The organism is Blautia sp. HCN-20427 (assembly GCF_037890365.1).
Lineage (GTDB): Bacteria > Bacillota > Clostridia > Lachnospirales > Lachnospiraceae > Blautia.
In genome coordinates this window covers 24,966-42,217 of the sequence record NZ_JBBKBX010000027.1, presented here as the reverse complement: position 1 = coordinate 42,217, position 17,252 = coordinate 24,966, and the positions used below count along the sequence as shown (strand labels likewise).

The window sequence follows — 17,252 nt, the reverse complement described above, 5'->3', positions numbered from 1 at the left end:
TTAAAAAAAGCGTTATCAGCGGAACTATCTTCCCCCGATAACGCTTTTTCTTGTTCAGGATTCTATGACTTTCTGAAGTTCAGACAAATTTGTAATATTGAAAGAATTTACCAGCCCTTTCTCATCTAACTGTGCGCTGCCTTCCATAGGAAGACTCTCTGTCTTTCCCTCATCATCTTTTACGGAAACTTTCCAGTTCAGGTCATAGTAGTTGTCCTTTTTCTCTATGGACAAATCCTCTATCTGCATGGTTTTCTCGTTCTGATAAGACAAAACTGCCATGTTATAGACGGCTGTAGATGTGAGAACTGCATATCCATTTGCTGTCATATGTGACTGAAAGCATTCTTCTACCCAGGCAGGAACTTCCGTACTTTCTTCAGACTGCTGATACTCTTTTTCATCCGTACTTTTAAAAATGTTTTCCATAACACGGTTCAAATGCGCTGTTTCCTCTTTTTGATTTTTTGCCCCGCACCCCGCTGTCATAAGCATGACCACGAATAATACTGCTGCCCATATCCCTGCTTTTTTCATAGAATACCTCCTACCATACCTAATCTTTCTTGTTCTCAGTATAATGCAGCTTCTGAAAAATTTCAACCAATCCCCACACCCCAAACCAGTTTTATTACATTTTTCAGTACCCACTGCACCACAATCATGCCGAGTCCCACATACAAATACTTATCCGTATACCTCATACCCGTGTGCCACCGTCCTTTTGTCAGATATTCTATGGTATGAGAAATCATAAACCAGGCATACAAGACTGCCCCGTACAATACCACCGGATGATACAGAAACGACTGCCCAATATGCCCCCGAAGCAGCGCTTTTACTGCCCGGGTTCCGCCGCAGCCGGGACAGTAATACCCTGTCCATTTATGAAAAAGGCAGGGAAAACTCTGCCAGGACAGGTGGAGCCCCTTCTCTGCCGCCATCAGAAGCACCGCCAGAGCCAGCAAAATCCATCCGCCTGTATACAATCCCCTCTCCTGTTGAAAATTCCTGTCTTTCTTCTTCATTATCCTCTTGTAACCTCCCATGATTATGCTATAATTACCATGTGCAGTTATTATACCACGAACTACAGAAAAGATTGGAGATTATTTATGAAACGCTCATCTGCGAATTTGAAAACGCTTGCGCGGGAATCCCTCAACGGAAATTTCGGACTCCCCATACTGGCAAACCTGATTATCGTTGTTCTGGTTATACTTTTTTCCATGCTTGTCACCGCCTTTCTGGACACCTCCAGCATAACAAGCATGATTACCAACCAGATACTGCTTTATATGCTTTCTCTGTTGATTGCTCTGTGCAATGCAGGCTATGGAAAAATGCTTCTGAATATGAACCGCAGACAGCCTTATACCATCAGCAACCTGTTCTATGTGTTTTCCCACAATCCGGACCGGTTTTTAGTAGTCAATCTGCTGTTTTTACTGGTGCAAATTCTCTTTGGTCTGCCTCTGGATATTTTAAGCTATACTACCTCTGATATAGAAACCTCTATGGTTTTCTCTATGTTGACACTGCTTATACAGGCTCTGGTAAACCTGATTGTGAGCACTTTCTTCGGTCTGGCCAATTATCTGCTGCTGGATAATCCCGACATGGGGGCTATAGCAGCTTTAAAGGAAAGTTTATGTCTGATGAAGGGCAATAAAGGACGATATCTCTACATTCAGTTCAGCTTTCTGCCTCTGTATCTGGCCTCTGTCTTTACCTGCTACATTGGAATGTTGTGGCTGATACCGTATATGCAGACTACCATGGCCTACTTCTACATGGATGTCGCCGGAGAACTTGACGCTCCAAAAGCGGCTTCAAAGGAAACGCCTGACTCCTTTATAAACAATCCGTTTTAACAAAGAAAAAGAAACCGAAAACACCACTGCAAAGTGTATGTTTCGGTTTCTTTTTTCTCTATTCTTCAAATAATTTTTCAATCAGCCGATAGCCCTCTTGTATCAGATTTCCCTGACGCAAAGCCTCTGCTTCATTGTATACGCAGTCCCGTTCCTCCTGTTTTCTGCTGTCGTACAGCAGATATGGTACCGGGTCTGCCGTATGGGTCTTAACACTGACCGGAGTCGGATGATCCGGTAAAATCAGCATCCGGTACGCCTCTCCCGATTCCTCCATACTGTCCTTGACTCTCTGAATCACCCGTGTATCCAGGTATTCAATAGCCTGCAGTTTCTTCTCCAGGCTGCCCTGATGTCCCATTTCATCCGGCGCCTCTACATGAATATAGGCAAAATCATAGCCGTCCTTTAAAAGTGCCGAAACAGCCGCAGCTGCTTTTCCCTCATAGTTGGTATGCAGACCGCCGTTTGCGCCTTCTACCGCAATATTTCCCATTTCCGTTCCCACAGCAATTCCTTTCAGCAAATCCACTGCGGAAATCATCACACCCTTTTTGTGAAACTTCTCTTCAAAAGAAGACAAAGCAGGCTTTGTTCCTGCGCCCCAAAACCACAGGCTGTTGGCCGGATTCAAGCCCTTTTTCTTTCTTTCTAAATTAACAGGGTGGTTCTTTAAAATTTCATAGCTTTTCTTCTGCATGGCAAGAAGCAGTGCTTCATCTGTAAGATACTCCCCGATTTTTTTTCCGCGAATATCGTGCGGCGGTGTCAGTGGTACTACCATGCCCTTTTTCCAGATAAGGCAGTGCCGATAGCTGGTTCCCGTATAAAACTGAAACATTCCATTTTCCAGTTCCTTCTTTACCGCCTGCAAAAGCACCTCCGCTTCCTCCGTGGAAATCTCATCTGCACTGTGGTCTAAAATATGCTTCTCCTCATAAGTCTCCTCTTCCTCAGAAAGGGTAACCAGATTAGCACGGATGGCAATATCTCCCTGCTCCATCCGGACACCGATATTCAGCGCTTCCAGAGGCGAGCGCCCGGAGTAGTAAACTTTTGGGTCATACCCCAGCACAGACAGGTTTGCTGTATCGCTTCCCGGGCTCATGCCCTCCGGCACAGTCTTTACCATGCCAATTTCACTTTTTCTTGCCAGACTGTCCATGGCCGGTGTCTCTGCTGCCGCAAGAGGGGTTTTTCCCCCTAATGCATCTATGGGTCTGTCTGCCATTCCATCACCTAATACCACAATGTACTTCATCTTCCCACTCCTATGCTCTGATACGAATTCTGCTTATGATTCCTTCCAGTCCTTCTGCCTTTTTTGCAAAGTCTTCTTCACTGATACATTCCGTCACAAAACCAAACTCCTCTTCCAGCCCCGGAACGGATACGGTCTGCGGATTTGAAAAAACTGCTTTCACCTGATTGAGCCGCTCTTCCATTTTTCCCTTTATGCGAACAAAGAACGCATGCTTTACTTCTTTAATATCCACCCGTTCCAGTTCCTTGCTGCTCCAGTTCATCATAACTGTTTTTCCAAGATGTTTGGCACAGTCTACAATGTCTCCCGCTACAGCACTGGCTGTTGGCAGCTTTCCTGCGCCGCTGCCGTAAAACATTGCGTCTCCCAGCACATTCCCATGTACAAATACTGCATTAAAGACACCATTGACACTGTAAAGCGGACTGCCTTTGCCTACCATGGTCGGGCATACCATGGCTGAAAAACGCTCTCCCTCTCTTTTGCTGTCTGCCAGCAGCTTAATGCTCATGCCCAGCATTTTTGCATATTTCATGTCTTCGGCTGTGATTTTTGTAATTCCTTCCGTATAGACATCCCGATAATCCACATGAGCGCCGTATGCCAGAGAGGACAAAATAGCAATTTTTCTGCAAGCGTCATAACCCTCCACATCTGCTTCCGGATTGCGCTCTGCATAGCCTTTGTTCTGGGCGTCCTTCAACACCTGGTCAAAGTCAGCGCCGCTCTCTGCCATTTCCGTAAGAATGAAATTGGTTGTGCCGTTTAAAATACCGGAAATCTGGTCGATTTCATCCGCTGTCAAAGAAGAATTCAACGCGCGGATAATGGGGATTCCACCGCCGCAGCTGGCCTCAAACATATAGTTTACTTTATGCTTCTTTGCCAGTTTCATAAGCTCCAGCCCATGCTCTGCAACCAGTTCTTTATTAGAGGTACACACACTTTTCCCCGCTTCCAGAGCACGTTTTGTAAAGGTATAAGCAGGCTCAATTCCCCCCATAACCTCTGCAATAATCTGTACATCCGGGTCATTTACAATCACTTCATAATCATGCACCAGAATATCCTCTATGGAACTTCCCGGAAATTCCCGCAAATCCAGCACATATTTAATACCAATAGCTTCTCCGGCTCTTTTCTCAATACTCTCTCTGTTTGTTTCTAACACTTCTACCACACCGGAACCTACAGTTCCGTAACCTAACACTGCTGTCTGAATCATCTCATTCTCCTTCTGTCTATTCTCTGCCCAGTATCTTCAGATAATGAACGCCTTCTATCTGCTGAATATGTTCCACCATAGCGGCCGCATCCCCCTGCGCCGCAGAAATCGCCACACTCAGAGTCAGACTGGCTACGCCGTTCATAGGTATACTCTGGTGGATAGTTAAAATATTGCCGTGAAACCTTGCAATCATTTTCAGCACTGCAGAAAGAAGTCCCGGTTCATCATCCATCTGAATAATAAAGGTAATATTCTGTCCCTTCGTCTTTTCTTTAAAAGGAAAAATGTCGTCTTTATACTTGTAAAAGGAACTTCTGCTGATTCCCACTGCTTCCACCGCGTCCTGCACAGTCGCGGATTTCTGTACCTCCAGAAGTCGTTTTGCCTCAACCACTTTCAGAAGAACATCCGGCACGGCTTTTTCTGTTACCACAAAATATCTTCGATTGTCTTCCATTTTCTCCCCTTTGTTCTTTTACAAAATACATTTGTGCGTCTCCAACAGATATTACCACATTTTTCCCCATGAAGCAACTATTTTTCCTTTTTTCCCAATGCAACCCATTTCAGGTACGCATTGATAAAGTTGTCAATATTTCCATTCATCACTGCGTCTACATTGCCGGATTCTTCATTGGTACGATGGTCTTTTACCATAGTATAAGGCTGCATAACATAGGAACGAATCTGGTTTCCCCAGCCAATTTCGGTCAGTTCTCCCTGGATACCGGACAGTTTTTTCTCGTTTTCCTGCTGTTTCAAAAGATAGAGCTTTGCCTTTAACATCTGCATGGCCTTATCTTTATTCTGGAACTGAGAGCGCTCATTCTGGCACTGCACCACAATTCCGGTAGGGAGGTGGGTAATACGCACGGCAGAAGAAGTTTTGTTAATATGCTGTCCGCCGGCGCCGCTGGAGCGGTAAGTATCAATCTTCAAATCGTCCTGATTGATTTCAATATCCACATCCGCCTCAATATCCGGCATGACATCGCAGGACACAAAGGAGGTCTGGCGTTTGCCTGCCGCATTGAAAGGGGAAATACGCACAAGGCGGTGCACTCCCTTTTCAGATTTCAGATATCCGTAAGCATTCTCTCCGTTTACCTGGAACGTCACCGACTTAATCCCCGCTTCATCACCATCCAGATAGTCCAGCACCTCTGTGGTAAAGCCCTGCCGGTCTGCCCATCTTAAATACATGCGGTAGAGCATGCTCGCCCAGTCACAGGACTCCGTTCCGCCGGCACCTGCATGAAGGGTTACAATGGCATTGTCCCTGTCGTACTCTCCGGAAAGCAGCGTTTTGATACGGATATGGTCAAAATCTGTTTTAAACTCTTCCATCATCTCTTCGATGTCCGGAATCACAGACTCGTCATTTTCTTCGTATCCCATTTCTATCATCAGCTCAATCTCTTCTTTCTGATTTTTCAGCTTGTGATAGATTTCCATATCGCCTTTTAAAGCGCTTAATTCCTTCATCATTTTCTGGGAACGCTCTGCATTGTCCCAAAAGCCTGGAGCTTCCATTTCCCTCTCCAGTTCTTCCACTCTTTTCTCTTTATTCTCCAAATCCAGAGAATCCCTCACCTCCTTCAAAGGCTCTGTATACGTATTCAGTTCTGATTTAAATGCATCTAATTCAACCACAGTCATTCCTCCTGATTATTCCTCTTCATCTACTTCCACGGTTACCATATAAATACTCACCTGGGGCTCTACCTTTGTCACAGTTCCTGTAAGCCTTGGCAGCCTTTTTTTCAGATTGCTGGACATGGCCACGGCGGGTTTAATCGTGTAATAATACATCAGTCCCGCCATTGTCGAAGCCTGGTCTTCTTTCAGTTCTACCCGGTCTCCCGGCTTGACCAGTCCTTCCCTCTCCATTGTAAAATCCACCGTCTGTCCCACAAGAATTCCTCCTTTTTCCGGCAGAAACAACGAAACTGCTGCAGCTACAGTTTCCTATATCTACAGCAGTCTTATCTGCCTAAGCTTCTATCAGATTGGTTTTCTGCCGCAGCACTGTTTGTATTTCTTTCCGCTGCCGCATGGGCATGGGTCATTGGGGTATACTTTCTTTTCTACCCGCTGTACCGGCTTCTTCGGTCCTGACTCATCCTTGTTTGTTCCCGTAACCTGTGCCACCTGCTCTCTTTCTACCTTCTGTTCCAGGCGGACATGGTACAGCAGTCTCAGTGTTGTCTCCTGAATCGCTGCAATCATGCTGTCAAACATTTCATAAGCCTGCATTTTGTATTCCACCTTGGGGTCTCTCTGTCCATAGGCCTGCAGGCCGATACCCTGACGAAGCTGGTCCATATCATCAATGTGGTCCATCCACTTCTGGTCAATAACTTTTAAAAGAATCACTCGCTCTAATTCCCGCAGCTGCTCTGCTTCCGGGAATTCCGCTTCTTTCTCCTCGTACAGCTTCACAGCCTCTTCCTTTAAGGACTGTTTTACCTGATTCTTCTTCATTCCTTCTACCCGTTCTAAAGAAAGAGGTTTTAAAGGAATGGTCGGCAGCAGCACGGTGTTAATTTCATTAAAATCCCATTCTTCCTGCTCTACATCGTCTGACAGACACATATCTACCGCATGCTCAACCGTTTCCGTAATCATCTTATAGATGGAATCCCTCATGTTCATGCCATCCAGAACCATACGTCTTTCTTTGTAGATAATCTCTCTCTGTTCATTATTTACCTGGTCATACTCCAGCAGGTTCTTACGAATACCATAGTTATTTCCCTCTATCTTTCTTTGTGCCTTTTCAATGGCGCTGGTGAGCATCTTATGCTCAATCTGCTCATTCTCGGCAACCCCCAGAGAGGTAAACATGCCCATCAGCTTCTCAGAGCCGAACAGACGCATCAAATCGTCTTCCAGAGAAATGTAGAAACGGGATTCGCCCGGGTCCCCCTGACGTCCGGAACGGCCGCGCAGCTGATTATCAATACGTCTGGATTCGTGGCGCTCTGTACCGATGATTTTCAGACCACCGACTTCTTTTGACACATCATCCAGCTTAATATCTGTACCACGTCCTGCCATGTTGGTGGCAATGGTAACATTTCCGGCTTCTCCGGCATGTGCCACGATTTCTGCCTCCTGCTCATGGAATTTCGCATTCAATACCTGATGCTTAATACCTTCACGGGTGAGCATACGACTTAAAAGTTCAGAAGTTTCGATGGTAATGGTACCTACCAGTACCGGCTGCTGTTTTGCATGCGCTTCCTTAACAGCCTCTACTACTGCACGGAATTTTTCTTTCTTTGTCATGTAAACCGCGTCTTCCAAATCCACACGGGCTACCGGTTTATTGGTTGGAATTTCAATAACGTCCATACCGTAAATATCCCGGAATTCCTTTTCTTCGGTAAGCGCGGTACCGGTCATACCGGATTTTTTGTTATATTTGTTAAAGAAGTTCTGGAAGGTAATCGTCGCCAGTGTCTTACTCTCTCGCCTTACCTTCACATGCTCTTTCGCCTCAATGGCCTGGTGCAGACCGTCGGAATAACGTCTTCCCGGCATAATACGTCCGGTAAACTCATCGACAATGAGAACCTCGTCATCCTTTACTACATAATCCTGGTCACGGAACATCAGATTATGAGCACGAAGAGCCAGAATCACATTGTGCTGGATTTCCAGGTTTTCCGGGTCTGCCAGGTTTTCAATGTTAAAAAACTTCTCAACCTTTTTCACACCCTCTTCGGTGAGGTTTACAATCTTGTCCTTTTCATTGACAATAAAGTCTCCGGTCTCGATAATCTCCTCACCCATAATAGCGGTCATCTTTGTCATTTCCCCACTGGCTTCTCCACGCTCCAACTGCTTTGCCAAAATATCGCAGACTTCATAAAGCTTCGTGGATTTGCCGCTCTGTCCGGAAATAATAAGCGGTGTACGGGCTTCGTCAATCAGTACAGAGTCCACCTCATCGATGATGGCATAGTTTAATTCTCTCTGCACCAGCTGTTCCTTATAAATAACCATGTTGTCACGCAGATAATCAAATCCCAGCTCGTTGTTGGTTACATAAGTAATATCGCATGCATACTGGGCACGTCTTTCGTCGTTTTTCATATCGTTTAAGACCACACCAACGGTCAACCCCAGAAATTCATGAACCTTTCCCATCCATTCTGCATCACGATGAGCCAGATAGTCATTGACGGTAACGACGTGAACACCCTTTCCTTCCAGGGCATTTAAGTATGCCGGCAGGGTGGATACCAGAGTTTTTCCTTCACCGGTACGCATTTCTGCAATACGCCCCTGATGAAGAATGATGCCACCGATAAGCTGCACCCGATAATGTTCCATACCCAGCACGCGCTTGGCCGCCTCTCTTACCGTTGCAAATGCTTCCGGAAGAAGGTCATCTAAGGTTGCCCCTTCCTGCAGCCTGTTCTTATACTCTTTTGTCTTGCCCCGCAGTTCTTCATCACTTAACGCCTGCATATCGGAACGAAGAGATTCAATTTTATCCACAATGGAGGTAATGCGCTTTAATTCCCTCTCGCTATGTGTTCCAAACATTTTTTCAAATACATTCATGTGTCATACTCCTAAAATCTATCCATTTTTAACACTGCTATGGATTATTGTATCACTTTCCGCCTGTCAGCACAACAAATAATTCCACGAAATAAAGGAAAGCAGAAGCCGTCCTCGCAAAATCCGGTTTCTGCTTTCCTGCAGTCTTTCTTTTATCTTCTACTGCTGCTTATTTTTTCTGTTTTTTCTTCCAATACCACAGACCTCCAGCTGCTGCAAGAATCAGGACTCCCGCCAGAATCCAGCCATAAGAAGCTTTCTCTTCTTTCTGGACAGTTTTATCTTTTTCTGCCTTTTCTGAATCAGCGGTGTCTTCCGTCTCCTTGTTGGAATTCTCTTCACCGTCTCCCTTTGCCAGAAGAGTTTCTTCTTTTGTTTCCTTTCTCTCTTCCGTCTGTTCTTCTTTGCTGCTTTGTGACGCTGTATTATCACTGTGCTGTCTTCTGCTGCGAACTGCATAGTCTCTGGTACCGCTTACCGGTTTCTTAGAAGGAGCCTGGTAGGAAGGAGTTTCCGGTTTCTCTTCTTTAGCTTCTTCCTGTTGCCCTTCTTCTGTTCCCTTGTCTTGGTTCTGTTCTTCCTCAGGTTCTGATTCCGGCTTCTGCTCCGGTTTCTGCTCTTCCTCAGGTTTTGTTTCCGGCTGCTCAGGTTCTGCTTTCACCAGATTTGTCATAGCATCATCCAGTTCAGAAACGGCCGCATCCACTTCCGCCTGCGTTGCATATTCATCCTCTGCTGCCTGACGGGCCTTCAACAGTGCCCCTGTAAAGGCACGGGCACTTTCCTCGGTGTACAGAGCAACATCCATTTTCTCTGCCTCCTCCAGCATATCCAAAAGTGCCTGTTTCTCTGCTTTGAGTCTTGCATTCCCGACTTTCCATGCCAGGTCTGCTGCTGCCTGATTCACTTCTTCCTGTGTTGCGTCCGCTTTTTCCAGAACTTCTTTTGCCTTTTTGATTTCCTCACTTAAACCTTCCAGTGTTGCCGCAATATATTTGTCCTTTTTAGCAAGAATATCTTCTGCTTTTGCTATCACATATTCCAGTTCTGCAGTATGAACCTTTACCTCCAGATGAGCCACGGCCTGCAACAGATTATTGTATGCCAGTTCCACATCTTCTTCAAAGGCATTGTCGTCTTCTGCCACTGTTTTTGCTTCTGCAAGTTTCTCTTCCAAAGTCTTTACACTTGCATCTGTATAGCCGCTTGTCTCCATGCTTTCCACACGAGCAATCAGATTCAGAAGTTTTTCTTTATCTGCCATAGGACGAATTCTGTTCAGAGCCTCCAACAGTTTATCGCCTGCTGCATCTACTTCCTCCTGCGTTGCATTTGGATTTTCAAAAACAGTTTTGGCTTCCGTCAGAGCAGTATTTAAAGCATCCATGGTTTCCGGCGCCTTATCTGCTGCATTTTCCAGTTCTTTTTCTGCGAGTTCAATAAATACATGCAGCACCGTTTTTATCGGTTTCACCCGCAAGCCGGTCAATGCCTCTGAAAGCTCCTGTTCTGCCGCATCAATTTCATCCTGTCCTGCAAATTCATTTTCTAAAAGTTCCTTTGCCTTTGCCAGTTTTTCCTGGAAAACGGCCCAGGTAGCAGGCGTGTAGTCCGTCTCCTTCTTTCCTTCACAGGAAGCAGCCAACTCTTCCAGATAAGACTTATCCGCGGTTACTTTTACCTTGACCGAAGCCAGTGCTTTGCCTTCTCCTACTCGGTATTCTGCCGTGTAGTTTCCTGTATTTTCAGGTACAAACGGATTTTGACACGCGCTTCCATCTTCTTTGGTAATCACAACCTTCATACCTTCCGGCATCTTTGCAGCCGCCTCAATATCGTAATCTTTTGCCAGCCATTTTGCGTCAGTCAACTCTGCAATTTTTGTTCCTCTGACTGTTTTTACTTCTTTGTAGCAGTTTTTCATATAGTCCAGCATATCCACCGCTTCGCTTCCCTGTTTTAGTGAAAGTTCTGCCGGAATGGTCTTATAATCCACTACTGCTTCCGGTTTCTGATTGCCGCTGGTAACACCACTTGCAATGGTTTTCTTCTCAAACCCTTCCAGTTCCACCACAACGGCTTCTCCTTTTCCTTTGTTTAACACAGTAAATCTCAAGTACTGCGCCTTCACCGGAGTTTTTAACGTATTTTCAGTCTGATACTTCTCATTCTTCTTTACAACAGCCAGTTCTTTGTAATCCTTTCCGTCTTCGGAATATTCCCACTTGTACTCTGCCGGGAAGTTATCCTTCTGGAAAGTTGCTCCCACTTTGGAAATATCTTTTGCTTCTCCAAGATTGATAACCGCCTTCCCATTTGTATCCAGATAATAAATATCTGCATTCTGGTCTTTCTTTCCATCTACCATGACTTCCGGTTTTTCGTGACGTCCCTGCATCACGTCTGCGGTTACATTCCGTCCCTGTGTTACATTTGTATATTTCTCCAATTTTTCAGGCGGATTCTTCTTCAGATTTTCTTCCACCTTTGCAGCCAACTTGCCTTCTGGAGTTTTCTCACTTAAATCCAGCTTATTTCCACTGATATCCAGAGCGTAAATATTGGCATATTTTCCATTTTCGGAAACTTCCAGTTTTTCCAGATTTCCGGTATTCATATACACCAGAACCAGTTTTTCACAGCCTGTAATGTCTGCCTGTTTCAGCTTATCCATTCCGCTGTTTCTCAGGTCGATGGTTTCCAGACCCCCACAGTTTTTCATACTGAGCGTTTCCAGCGTTTTGGGCAGATTCTTTGCATTTACTTCTTTTACCTTTGTTCCGTCTAAAATAAGTCCTTTGAGTTTCTCCATTTTTTCCAAACCAGTAAGGTCTTTCACTGGAAGATTGGTCAAATCCAGAGTGCCCTCATAGGTGCTTAACTGGTCCACAGATTCAAAGCCCGTCTGCTCCTTAATAGCTTTTAAAAGCGCTTCATCCGGAATCACCGAGCTGTTAATCGGTACAATTTCTACCAGTTGTCTGGCTGCCTTGTCCAGCTTTACCCGCTGGGTCTGAATGGTCATTTTATCTGTTTCATCCTCTGCCTGAGCAAAAGCTTTTACTTCTTCAAACACTGGTTGGAATTTTTCCCAGCTTTCTTTGGAATAATGACCTTTATTTGCTTCATAGTCTGCACATACTTCCTGAATTCTGGATTTATCTGCTTTCTTTAAAAGCCCGCATTCTGCCTGTTTCAATTCCATTCGCACCGCATCCGCTTCCGCTTTTGTAGGATTTCCTTCCAAAAGTCCGGCCGCCTTTGTGCGTGCAGAAGCAAACGCACCCCAGGTAGAATCCAGATACTCTTCTTCAAAGAATCCTCTTTCATACATATTGACCATTTCTGCCAGGGTTCCCTGATAAGCCGGAAGCGCCCCCACCTCTCCATAGGCCAATTCCAATCTTTCTGTATCTGAATATCCAGGTGCATGAATGGTATAATATACCGTTCCGCCTTCTTCTTTTAATGGTACGCTCTCCAAAAGAATTTTCTTATCTTCGCCTGCAGGAGCGGAATGCAGAATGGGTTTTAAGGCATCTTTGCTGTCATAAACCTTCACTGTAGCTTCTTTGGGAAGTCCGCTGATTTCCAGAGCGCCGTATGCACCGGAAAGGTTCACACCGGCTGCCTCTCCATAAAGCTTTGCCTGAGCCTCTGGAATTTTCTTTCCATCCTCCGGCGGATACGCCACACTGGAGCGCTGAGTAGTAACCGTTTCCCCCGTGGATGCATCCTGCACAGAATACCAAAGGCGTCCGCCCTCTGGTTTGAGTTTCAGATTGTCAAACTGGGCAATTCCCACGGCGTACTGCTTATACACATTATCCGGCTGCTGGGCCCGAACCTGTGCAATGGGCTCTTTTGCATCCATGCTGTCATAAAGAGATACCACTCCGGTTTTCTCATTTACAGTTCCATTCGGATAAGAACCTTCTGCATAAGGCATGCCCACATTGTCAATAATCACCTTATCCTGATTGCCCTTTTCGTTATAAACGGTAACATTTCTTTCCAGCGGAGCTGTAGGCACCGCTACACTGCCTTCTCCTTTTTCTCCATACAGTTCCATCTCGTAAATACGGATTGCAGACCATGGACTGTTATCTGAGTCTGTAATGTGCAGCTTGATATACCGGGCTTTGATTGGCCCATCCAGATTTCTGTCTGTCACATTCTGCTTATTGCCGGTTACCTTGTCTGCCTCTTTATAATTCAGCTTTTTCACGCGTTCCGCTGCAGTTTTATCCGTTGGGTCCAACACTGGCTTTCCGTCATCCGGAGCATATAAAAGTTCAAAATCTACCGTATTGTAGTTTACACCTTCTCCGGCTCCTCTACAATTCGCATGATAAACAATCCAGCGGCTGATATCCACTTCTTTCCCCAAATCCAAATAAGCGCTTCCGCTGTTTGCCGTACCACACCATTTGCTGGAAGGAATAACACCATCATTGATTTTATCTACCGGGCCATCTGCTGCACAGGGCACATCACACACGGCCGGAGCTCGAAGAGCAAGATTTTCTCCCAACTCTGCACTGGGACCAAAGCCGTCCGGCACCTCTTTGGGCCATGCAATCTTAATTTCTCTGGAATCACCCTCAATTCCATTTTCACTGATAGAAGTAATCTTAAAGGTTGCTTCTTTTTCCCCTTCCAGCTTGCGGAATTTTGGAATGTAGAACGCATCGGAAGGAGTAGCACCTACAAATTCTTCCTGTCCATCCGGACGTACACGGTGAATAATATCGATAAAAGAATGTTCCCCCTTATCCCAGTAAATTCTTGCCTCTGCACTTAAATCCGTAGGATAAATCACATCATCCAGTGTAATCTCTCCCGGTGCTTCCGTCTGGGATTTGTCTGTCACAATCCCCATCTTTCCAATATTCATGCTATAGTCATCCACACCGCCTGCTGATTCCAGTTTCAGAGAAATCGCACTGACCCTCTGTCCGCTTTCATCTGCAAGAGGAATAGACGCCTCTTTCCAGCTTCCATCTCCCTGAATTTCCACGGGATAGAACTGGAAATTCTTATCTTCATATGTATCGCCAAAACAAAGTCCCACAGACAGTTTCACATCGCTGTTTTTCTTTGTCTTGTAAACCAGTTCAAACGTAGAGCTGTCTGTAATATCCAACTGAGTGCTGTACAACTTGATATGATTTGCCTTGCCTGCGCTTAAACCACCGCTGATTTTCATGGATGCACCGCCCCAGTAGGCATCTTCATAATCAATCTTAGGCTCCACCTTTTTTGCGCCGTCTTCGGCATCTACAATCCAACGCCAGGTCGGAAGCACTTCTGTCAGAGAACGGTTGTGCCAACCGCTTTCCATGCCGGTCACTGCACCGTTTTCGTAGAATTTATAGCCGTTTCCCGGATTAAAATGTGTTACGAAATCTGTTCCCAGAACCGGTGTCTGGTCTGCTACCAGATTGGCAAAACCACAAAATTCATCGTCGGGGCGATTGGTGGATGACGGGTCAAAATCCGGTCCCACCCAGAGTTTCTGGTCCTGCACATTCATAAAGTCATCCGAATTTTTCGACTGGGTTAAAGTAGACGTAGGGGCCAGAATACCAAGGGAAATCTTCAGCTTCCCGTCCTTATCCAGTCTCGTGTGGTAATCTCCTCCCTTTGCACCGTCCTGCATAGGAATGTACTCCCAGGTAGAATGGATGTCCCACTTATCTCTGTCTGCTTCATAAGCTGCGTCTATCGTACTGTCTACGTTTCCGTTTCCGGACATATCCAGCCACCACTCATCCGTAATACGCTTGTCTTCATCCTGCATCCAGGCATCAATAGAATCTGCTCCCAGCGTTCCGCTTCCGTTGTACCAGCTGATTCGAAAATTTTCCGGGGCTTTCTCCTGCATATAAGCCAGAAACTCTTTAAACCCACTGACACCTGTACCGGATTCCGCATTGAAAATATAGCCATCAAAACCATAATACTGAGCCACTTCAATCAGCTTATCTGCGCATGGATAATTGCCCTGTTCGTCCTGCGCCACCAGTTCCCGCACAAATCTTCCGCCATACTCCTCATCCCCCCACGGAATGAAAATCGTACCGGTTGCCTGCACTCCATTCCGGTGAGCGGAATCAATGTGCTCCGGAGACGGAATACAGATAGGTCCTTCTGCTGAAGAACCGCCCCAGAAATTGTAGGTGTCTATATACTGGAAATTATTGAAGGCATAGACAAAATCTCCTTCTCCTCCCTGGGATTCTGCCTCACTGGCCCTTGCGTTAGACATGGCTAGAGGCATTACTTTGGCATCCCTGGAAGCCAGAGGATTTACACTGGGTCCCATATACCTCTGCCGCAGAGGAATGGAACTCCGGTTATACCGTGCATCCGGGTCATTATCTGGACTCCAGTTCTTCAGTTCTCCTATCTGCAGACAGGTTCCATATGGCTGCAGCGACTCCTTTTGATAGTAATACTGATTGGGAATGGGCAGGTTCTCCGGCCAATACCCCAGACCAGCTGATGCCTGCACCGTATCTGCCGGAACTGCAACTCCCGATGCAAGACACACACCGCTCAACATGACAGCCACGGTCTTTTTCAAGCTTTTTTTCTTCATGGTTTCCCCTTTCTTGGTACATAATTAGTAATATTGTTTTTGCTTTTGTTACCTTACATTTAGAGTATACATATTCCCTATATTTTTTCAATACTTTTCTTATATCAGCTTACATTTTATCCGTTTTTCCTAGTTTTTACATTTACTTTTTGTACATTTTTACGCTTTTTATTTTTATACAAAAAACGCCCTGCACATCATGCACGATATCATCTTTTGTCATCTTCCTTTTCATTTTGTTTGTTTACCTATTTTTATACTAACTTTGCACTTTGTTACTTAACATTATTCTTATTCCAAATTTCATTTCCGGATAACTAGCAAACAAAAAAAATACCGTATACACAATCTCAGACTGTATACACGGTATTCTTGCTATCCTTTTTTCTTTTTATTCTTTATGCTGCTCCGTACCTGATTCAACCAAAATCCGGCTCAATCAAACCATAAGTATTGCCTTTTCTCTTATAAACCACATTGACTTCTTCTGTCTCTGCATTGAGAAATACAAAAAAGTTATGTCCTAAAAGTTCCATCTGCACACAGGCATCTTCCGGATACATAGGCTTGAAGCCGAATTTCTTGGTACGGATAATCTTAATTTCATTCGTATCCTCTTCGTAGTCTTTTTCCACAAATTCCGGCTGGAAACCTGCGCTCTGCTTTTTATCAATAATCTTATTTTTGTATTTTCTTAACTGCCTTTCAATAATTTCTTCTACCAAATCAATGGAAACATACATGTCACTGCTTACTTGTTCGGAGCGGATAATATTTCCTTTTACGGGAATGGTAACTTCTATTTTCTGCCTTTCTTTCTCCACACTCAATGTAACCATGATTTCTGTGTCAGAGGTGAAGTACCGTTCCAGCTTTCCTAATTTATCTTCGACTGCATTTTTCAGTCCCTGTGTGACCTCAATATTTTTTCCGCTTATAACAAACTTCATTATGTCCAACCCCTTTTACATGTATTTTACAAGAATGAACCTTTGGTCTTGTAATGTATCCTTATTATACCAATATTCCTTCTCAAATTCAAGAGTTTTTAGAAAATTTAGAAATTGATTATATTTTGTATGACCGAATCCAATACTTTCCCGGACTCTGTATGTAAAGAAAAGTTTTGCGCTCTTTTACACTTTTAATAGAAAAGCAGCACAAAACTTCTCTGTTTCTGCGAGAATCTAGCGGTTATTATCTGTCTCTGTGTGGGTGCGTTCTCCTGCTGCGTTGGTATTTCCCCCCATATCCTCTGCACCGTTACGGATATCCTCACCCAAATCTTCGATACCGTCTCCTATGGCTTCCCCGGTATCCTCTATTACTCCGTCGCGGTTTCCTGTTCCGTCTGTTGTGCTGTCTGTTCTGTTCGTTCCGTTCGTGTCTCTGTTGGTGTTGTTTTTATCTCTGGCGTCCTCTGTCGTGGTATTTCCGTTGTTATCCTTTGTCGTGTTGTTTCCACATGCTGTCAATGCACAGAAGCTCATAGCCAGAAGCAGCCCCAAAGATATTTTTCTTAGATTTTTCATAAGATTGTCTCCTTTTCTTTTAAGTTCTGCTGTTAATATGCGCATACCGGACACTTTTTATGCAGGAGACATACAGAACCATTTTTTTCATAAAAATTTATAAAACAAAAACTGCCCCAAAAAACGCTCCGAAAAAGTCTCTGCTTCTCTATAACGCTTTCTGTGACAGCTCTGC

Annotated in this window: 12 protein-coding genes; 1 reads left to right on the top strand and 11 read right to left on the bottom strand. The window is 44.8% G+C overall.

The genetic code is table 11. From position 1 onward, the window contains the following. Positions 1-54: 54 nt before the first annotated feature. Both WKT17_RS14030 and WKT17_RS14025 read right to left on the bottom strand, forming a co-directional pair. Positions 55-537: a hypothetical protein gene (locus WKT17_RS14030; protein ID WP_291683733.1), complete on the bottom strand. Its 483-nt coding sequence runs from the start codon at positions 535-537 to the stop codon at positions 55-57. A 62-nt stretch (positions 538-599) separates the two neighbouring features. Beyond that, positions 600-1,028 carry a DUF2752 domain-containing protein gene (locus WKT17_RS14025; protein WP_173750206.1) on the bottom strand — a complete coding sequence of 143 codons (429 nt, stop codon included), beginning with the start codon at positions 1,026-1,028 and terminating at the stop codon, positions 600-602. An 87-nt stretch (positions 1,029-1,115) separates the two neighbouring features. Here WKT17_RS14025 and WKT17_RS14020 point away from each other — a divergent pair, with 87 nt between their 5' ends. Continuing rightward, on the top strand, positions 1,116-1,874 hold the full coding sequence (locus tag WKT17_RS14020) for a DUF975 family protein (RefSeq protein ID WP_291683734.1): 759 nt from the start codon (positions 1,116-1,118) through the stop codon (positions 1,872-1,874). A gap of 58 nt (positions 1,875-1,932) precedes the next feature. Here the strand turns inward: WKT17_RS14020 and WKT17_RS14015 are convergent, their stop codons facing one another. The 9 genes from WKT17_RS14015 to WKT17_RS13975 all read right to left on the bottom strand — a co-directional run bounded on the left by WKT17_RS14015 (position 1,933) and on the right by WKT17_RS13975 (position 17,077). Then, positions 1,933-3,135 (bottom strand): cofactor-independent phosphoglycerate mutase, encoded by a 1,203-nt coding sequence (locus WKT17_RS14015; RefSeq protein ID WP_173750208.1) that lies wholly within the window; start codon positions 3,133-3,135, stop codon positions 1,933-1,935. 10 nt (positions 3,136-3,145) lie between these two features. Beyond that, complete coding sequence (locus WKT17_RS14010) at positions 3,146-4,363, bottom strand: homoserine dehydrogenase (protein WP_294541407.1); 1,218 nt, start codon at positions 4,361-4,363, stop codon at positions 3,146-3,148. Between the two features lie 16 nt (positions 4,364-4,379). Further along, positions 4,380-4,823, bottom strand: a complete 444-nt coding sequence (locus WKT17_RS14005; protein WP_294541403.1) for an ACT domain-containing protein — start codon at positions 4,821-4,823, stop codon at positions 4,380-4,382. Between the two features lie 77 nt (positions 4,824-4,900). Next, positions 4,901-6,019: a peptide chain release factor 2 gene (prfB, locus tag WKT17_RS14000; RefSeq protein WP_173750211.1), complete on the bottom strand. Its 1,119-nt coding sequence runs from the start codon at positions 6,017-6,019 to the stop codon at positions 4,901-4,903. 15 nt (positions 6,020-6,034) lie between these two features. Beyond that, the gene (locus WKT17_RS13995; protein ID WP_173750212.1) at positions 6,035-6,280 is read right to left on the bottom strand and encodes a hypothetical protein; all 246 of its coding nucleotides are present in this window, start codon (positions 6,278-6,280) and stop codon (positions 6,035-6,037) included. A gap of 90 nt (positions 6,281-6,370) precedes the next feature. After that, on the bottom strand, positions 6,371-8,941 hold the full coding sequence (gene secA, locus WKT17_RS13990; protein WP_173750213.1) for a preprotein translocase subunit SecA: 2,571 nt from the start codon (positions 8,939-8,941) through the stop codon (positions 6,371-6,373). Between the two features lie 169 nt (positions 8,942-9,110). Further along, positions 9,111-15,545, bottom strand: coding sequence for an endo-beta-N-acetylglucosaminidase (locus WKT17_RS13985; protein WP_340273301.1), 6,435 nt, complete (start codon positions 15,543-15,545; stop codon positions 9,111-9,113). A gap of 419 nt (positions 15,546-15,964) precedes the next feature. Continuing rightward, a complete protein-coding gene (hpf, locus tag WKT17_RS13980; protein ID WP_291682966.1) occupies positions 15,965-16,495 on the bottom strand; it encodes a ribosome hibernation-promoting factor, HPF/YfiA family in 531 nt (176 codons plus the stop codon). A 237-nt stretch (positions 16,496-16,732) separates the two neighbouring features. Next, positions 16,733-17,077, bottom strand: coding sequence for a hypothetical protein (locus WKT17_RS13975; protein ID WP_340273298.1), 345 nt, complete (start codon positions 17,075-17,077; stop codon positions 16,733-16,735). Positions 17,078-17,252 lie beyond the last annotated feature (175 nt).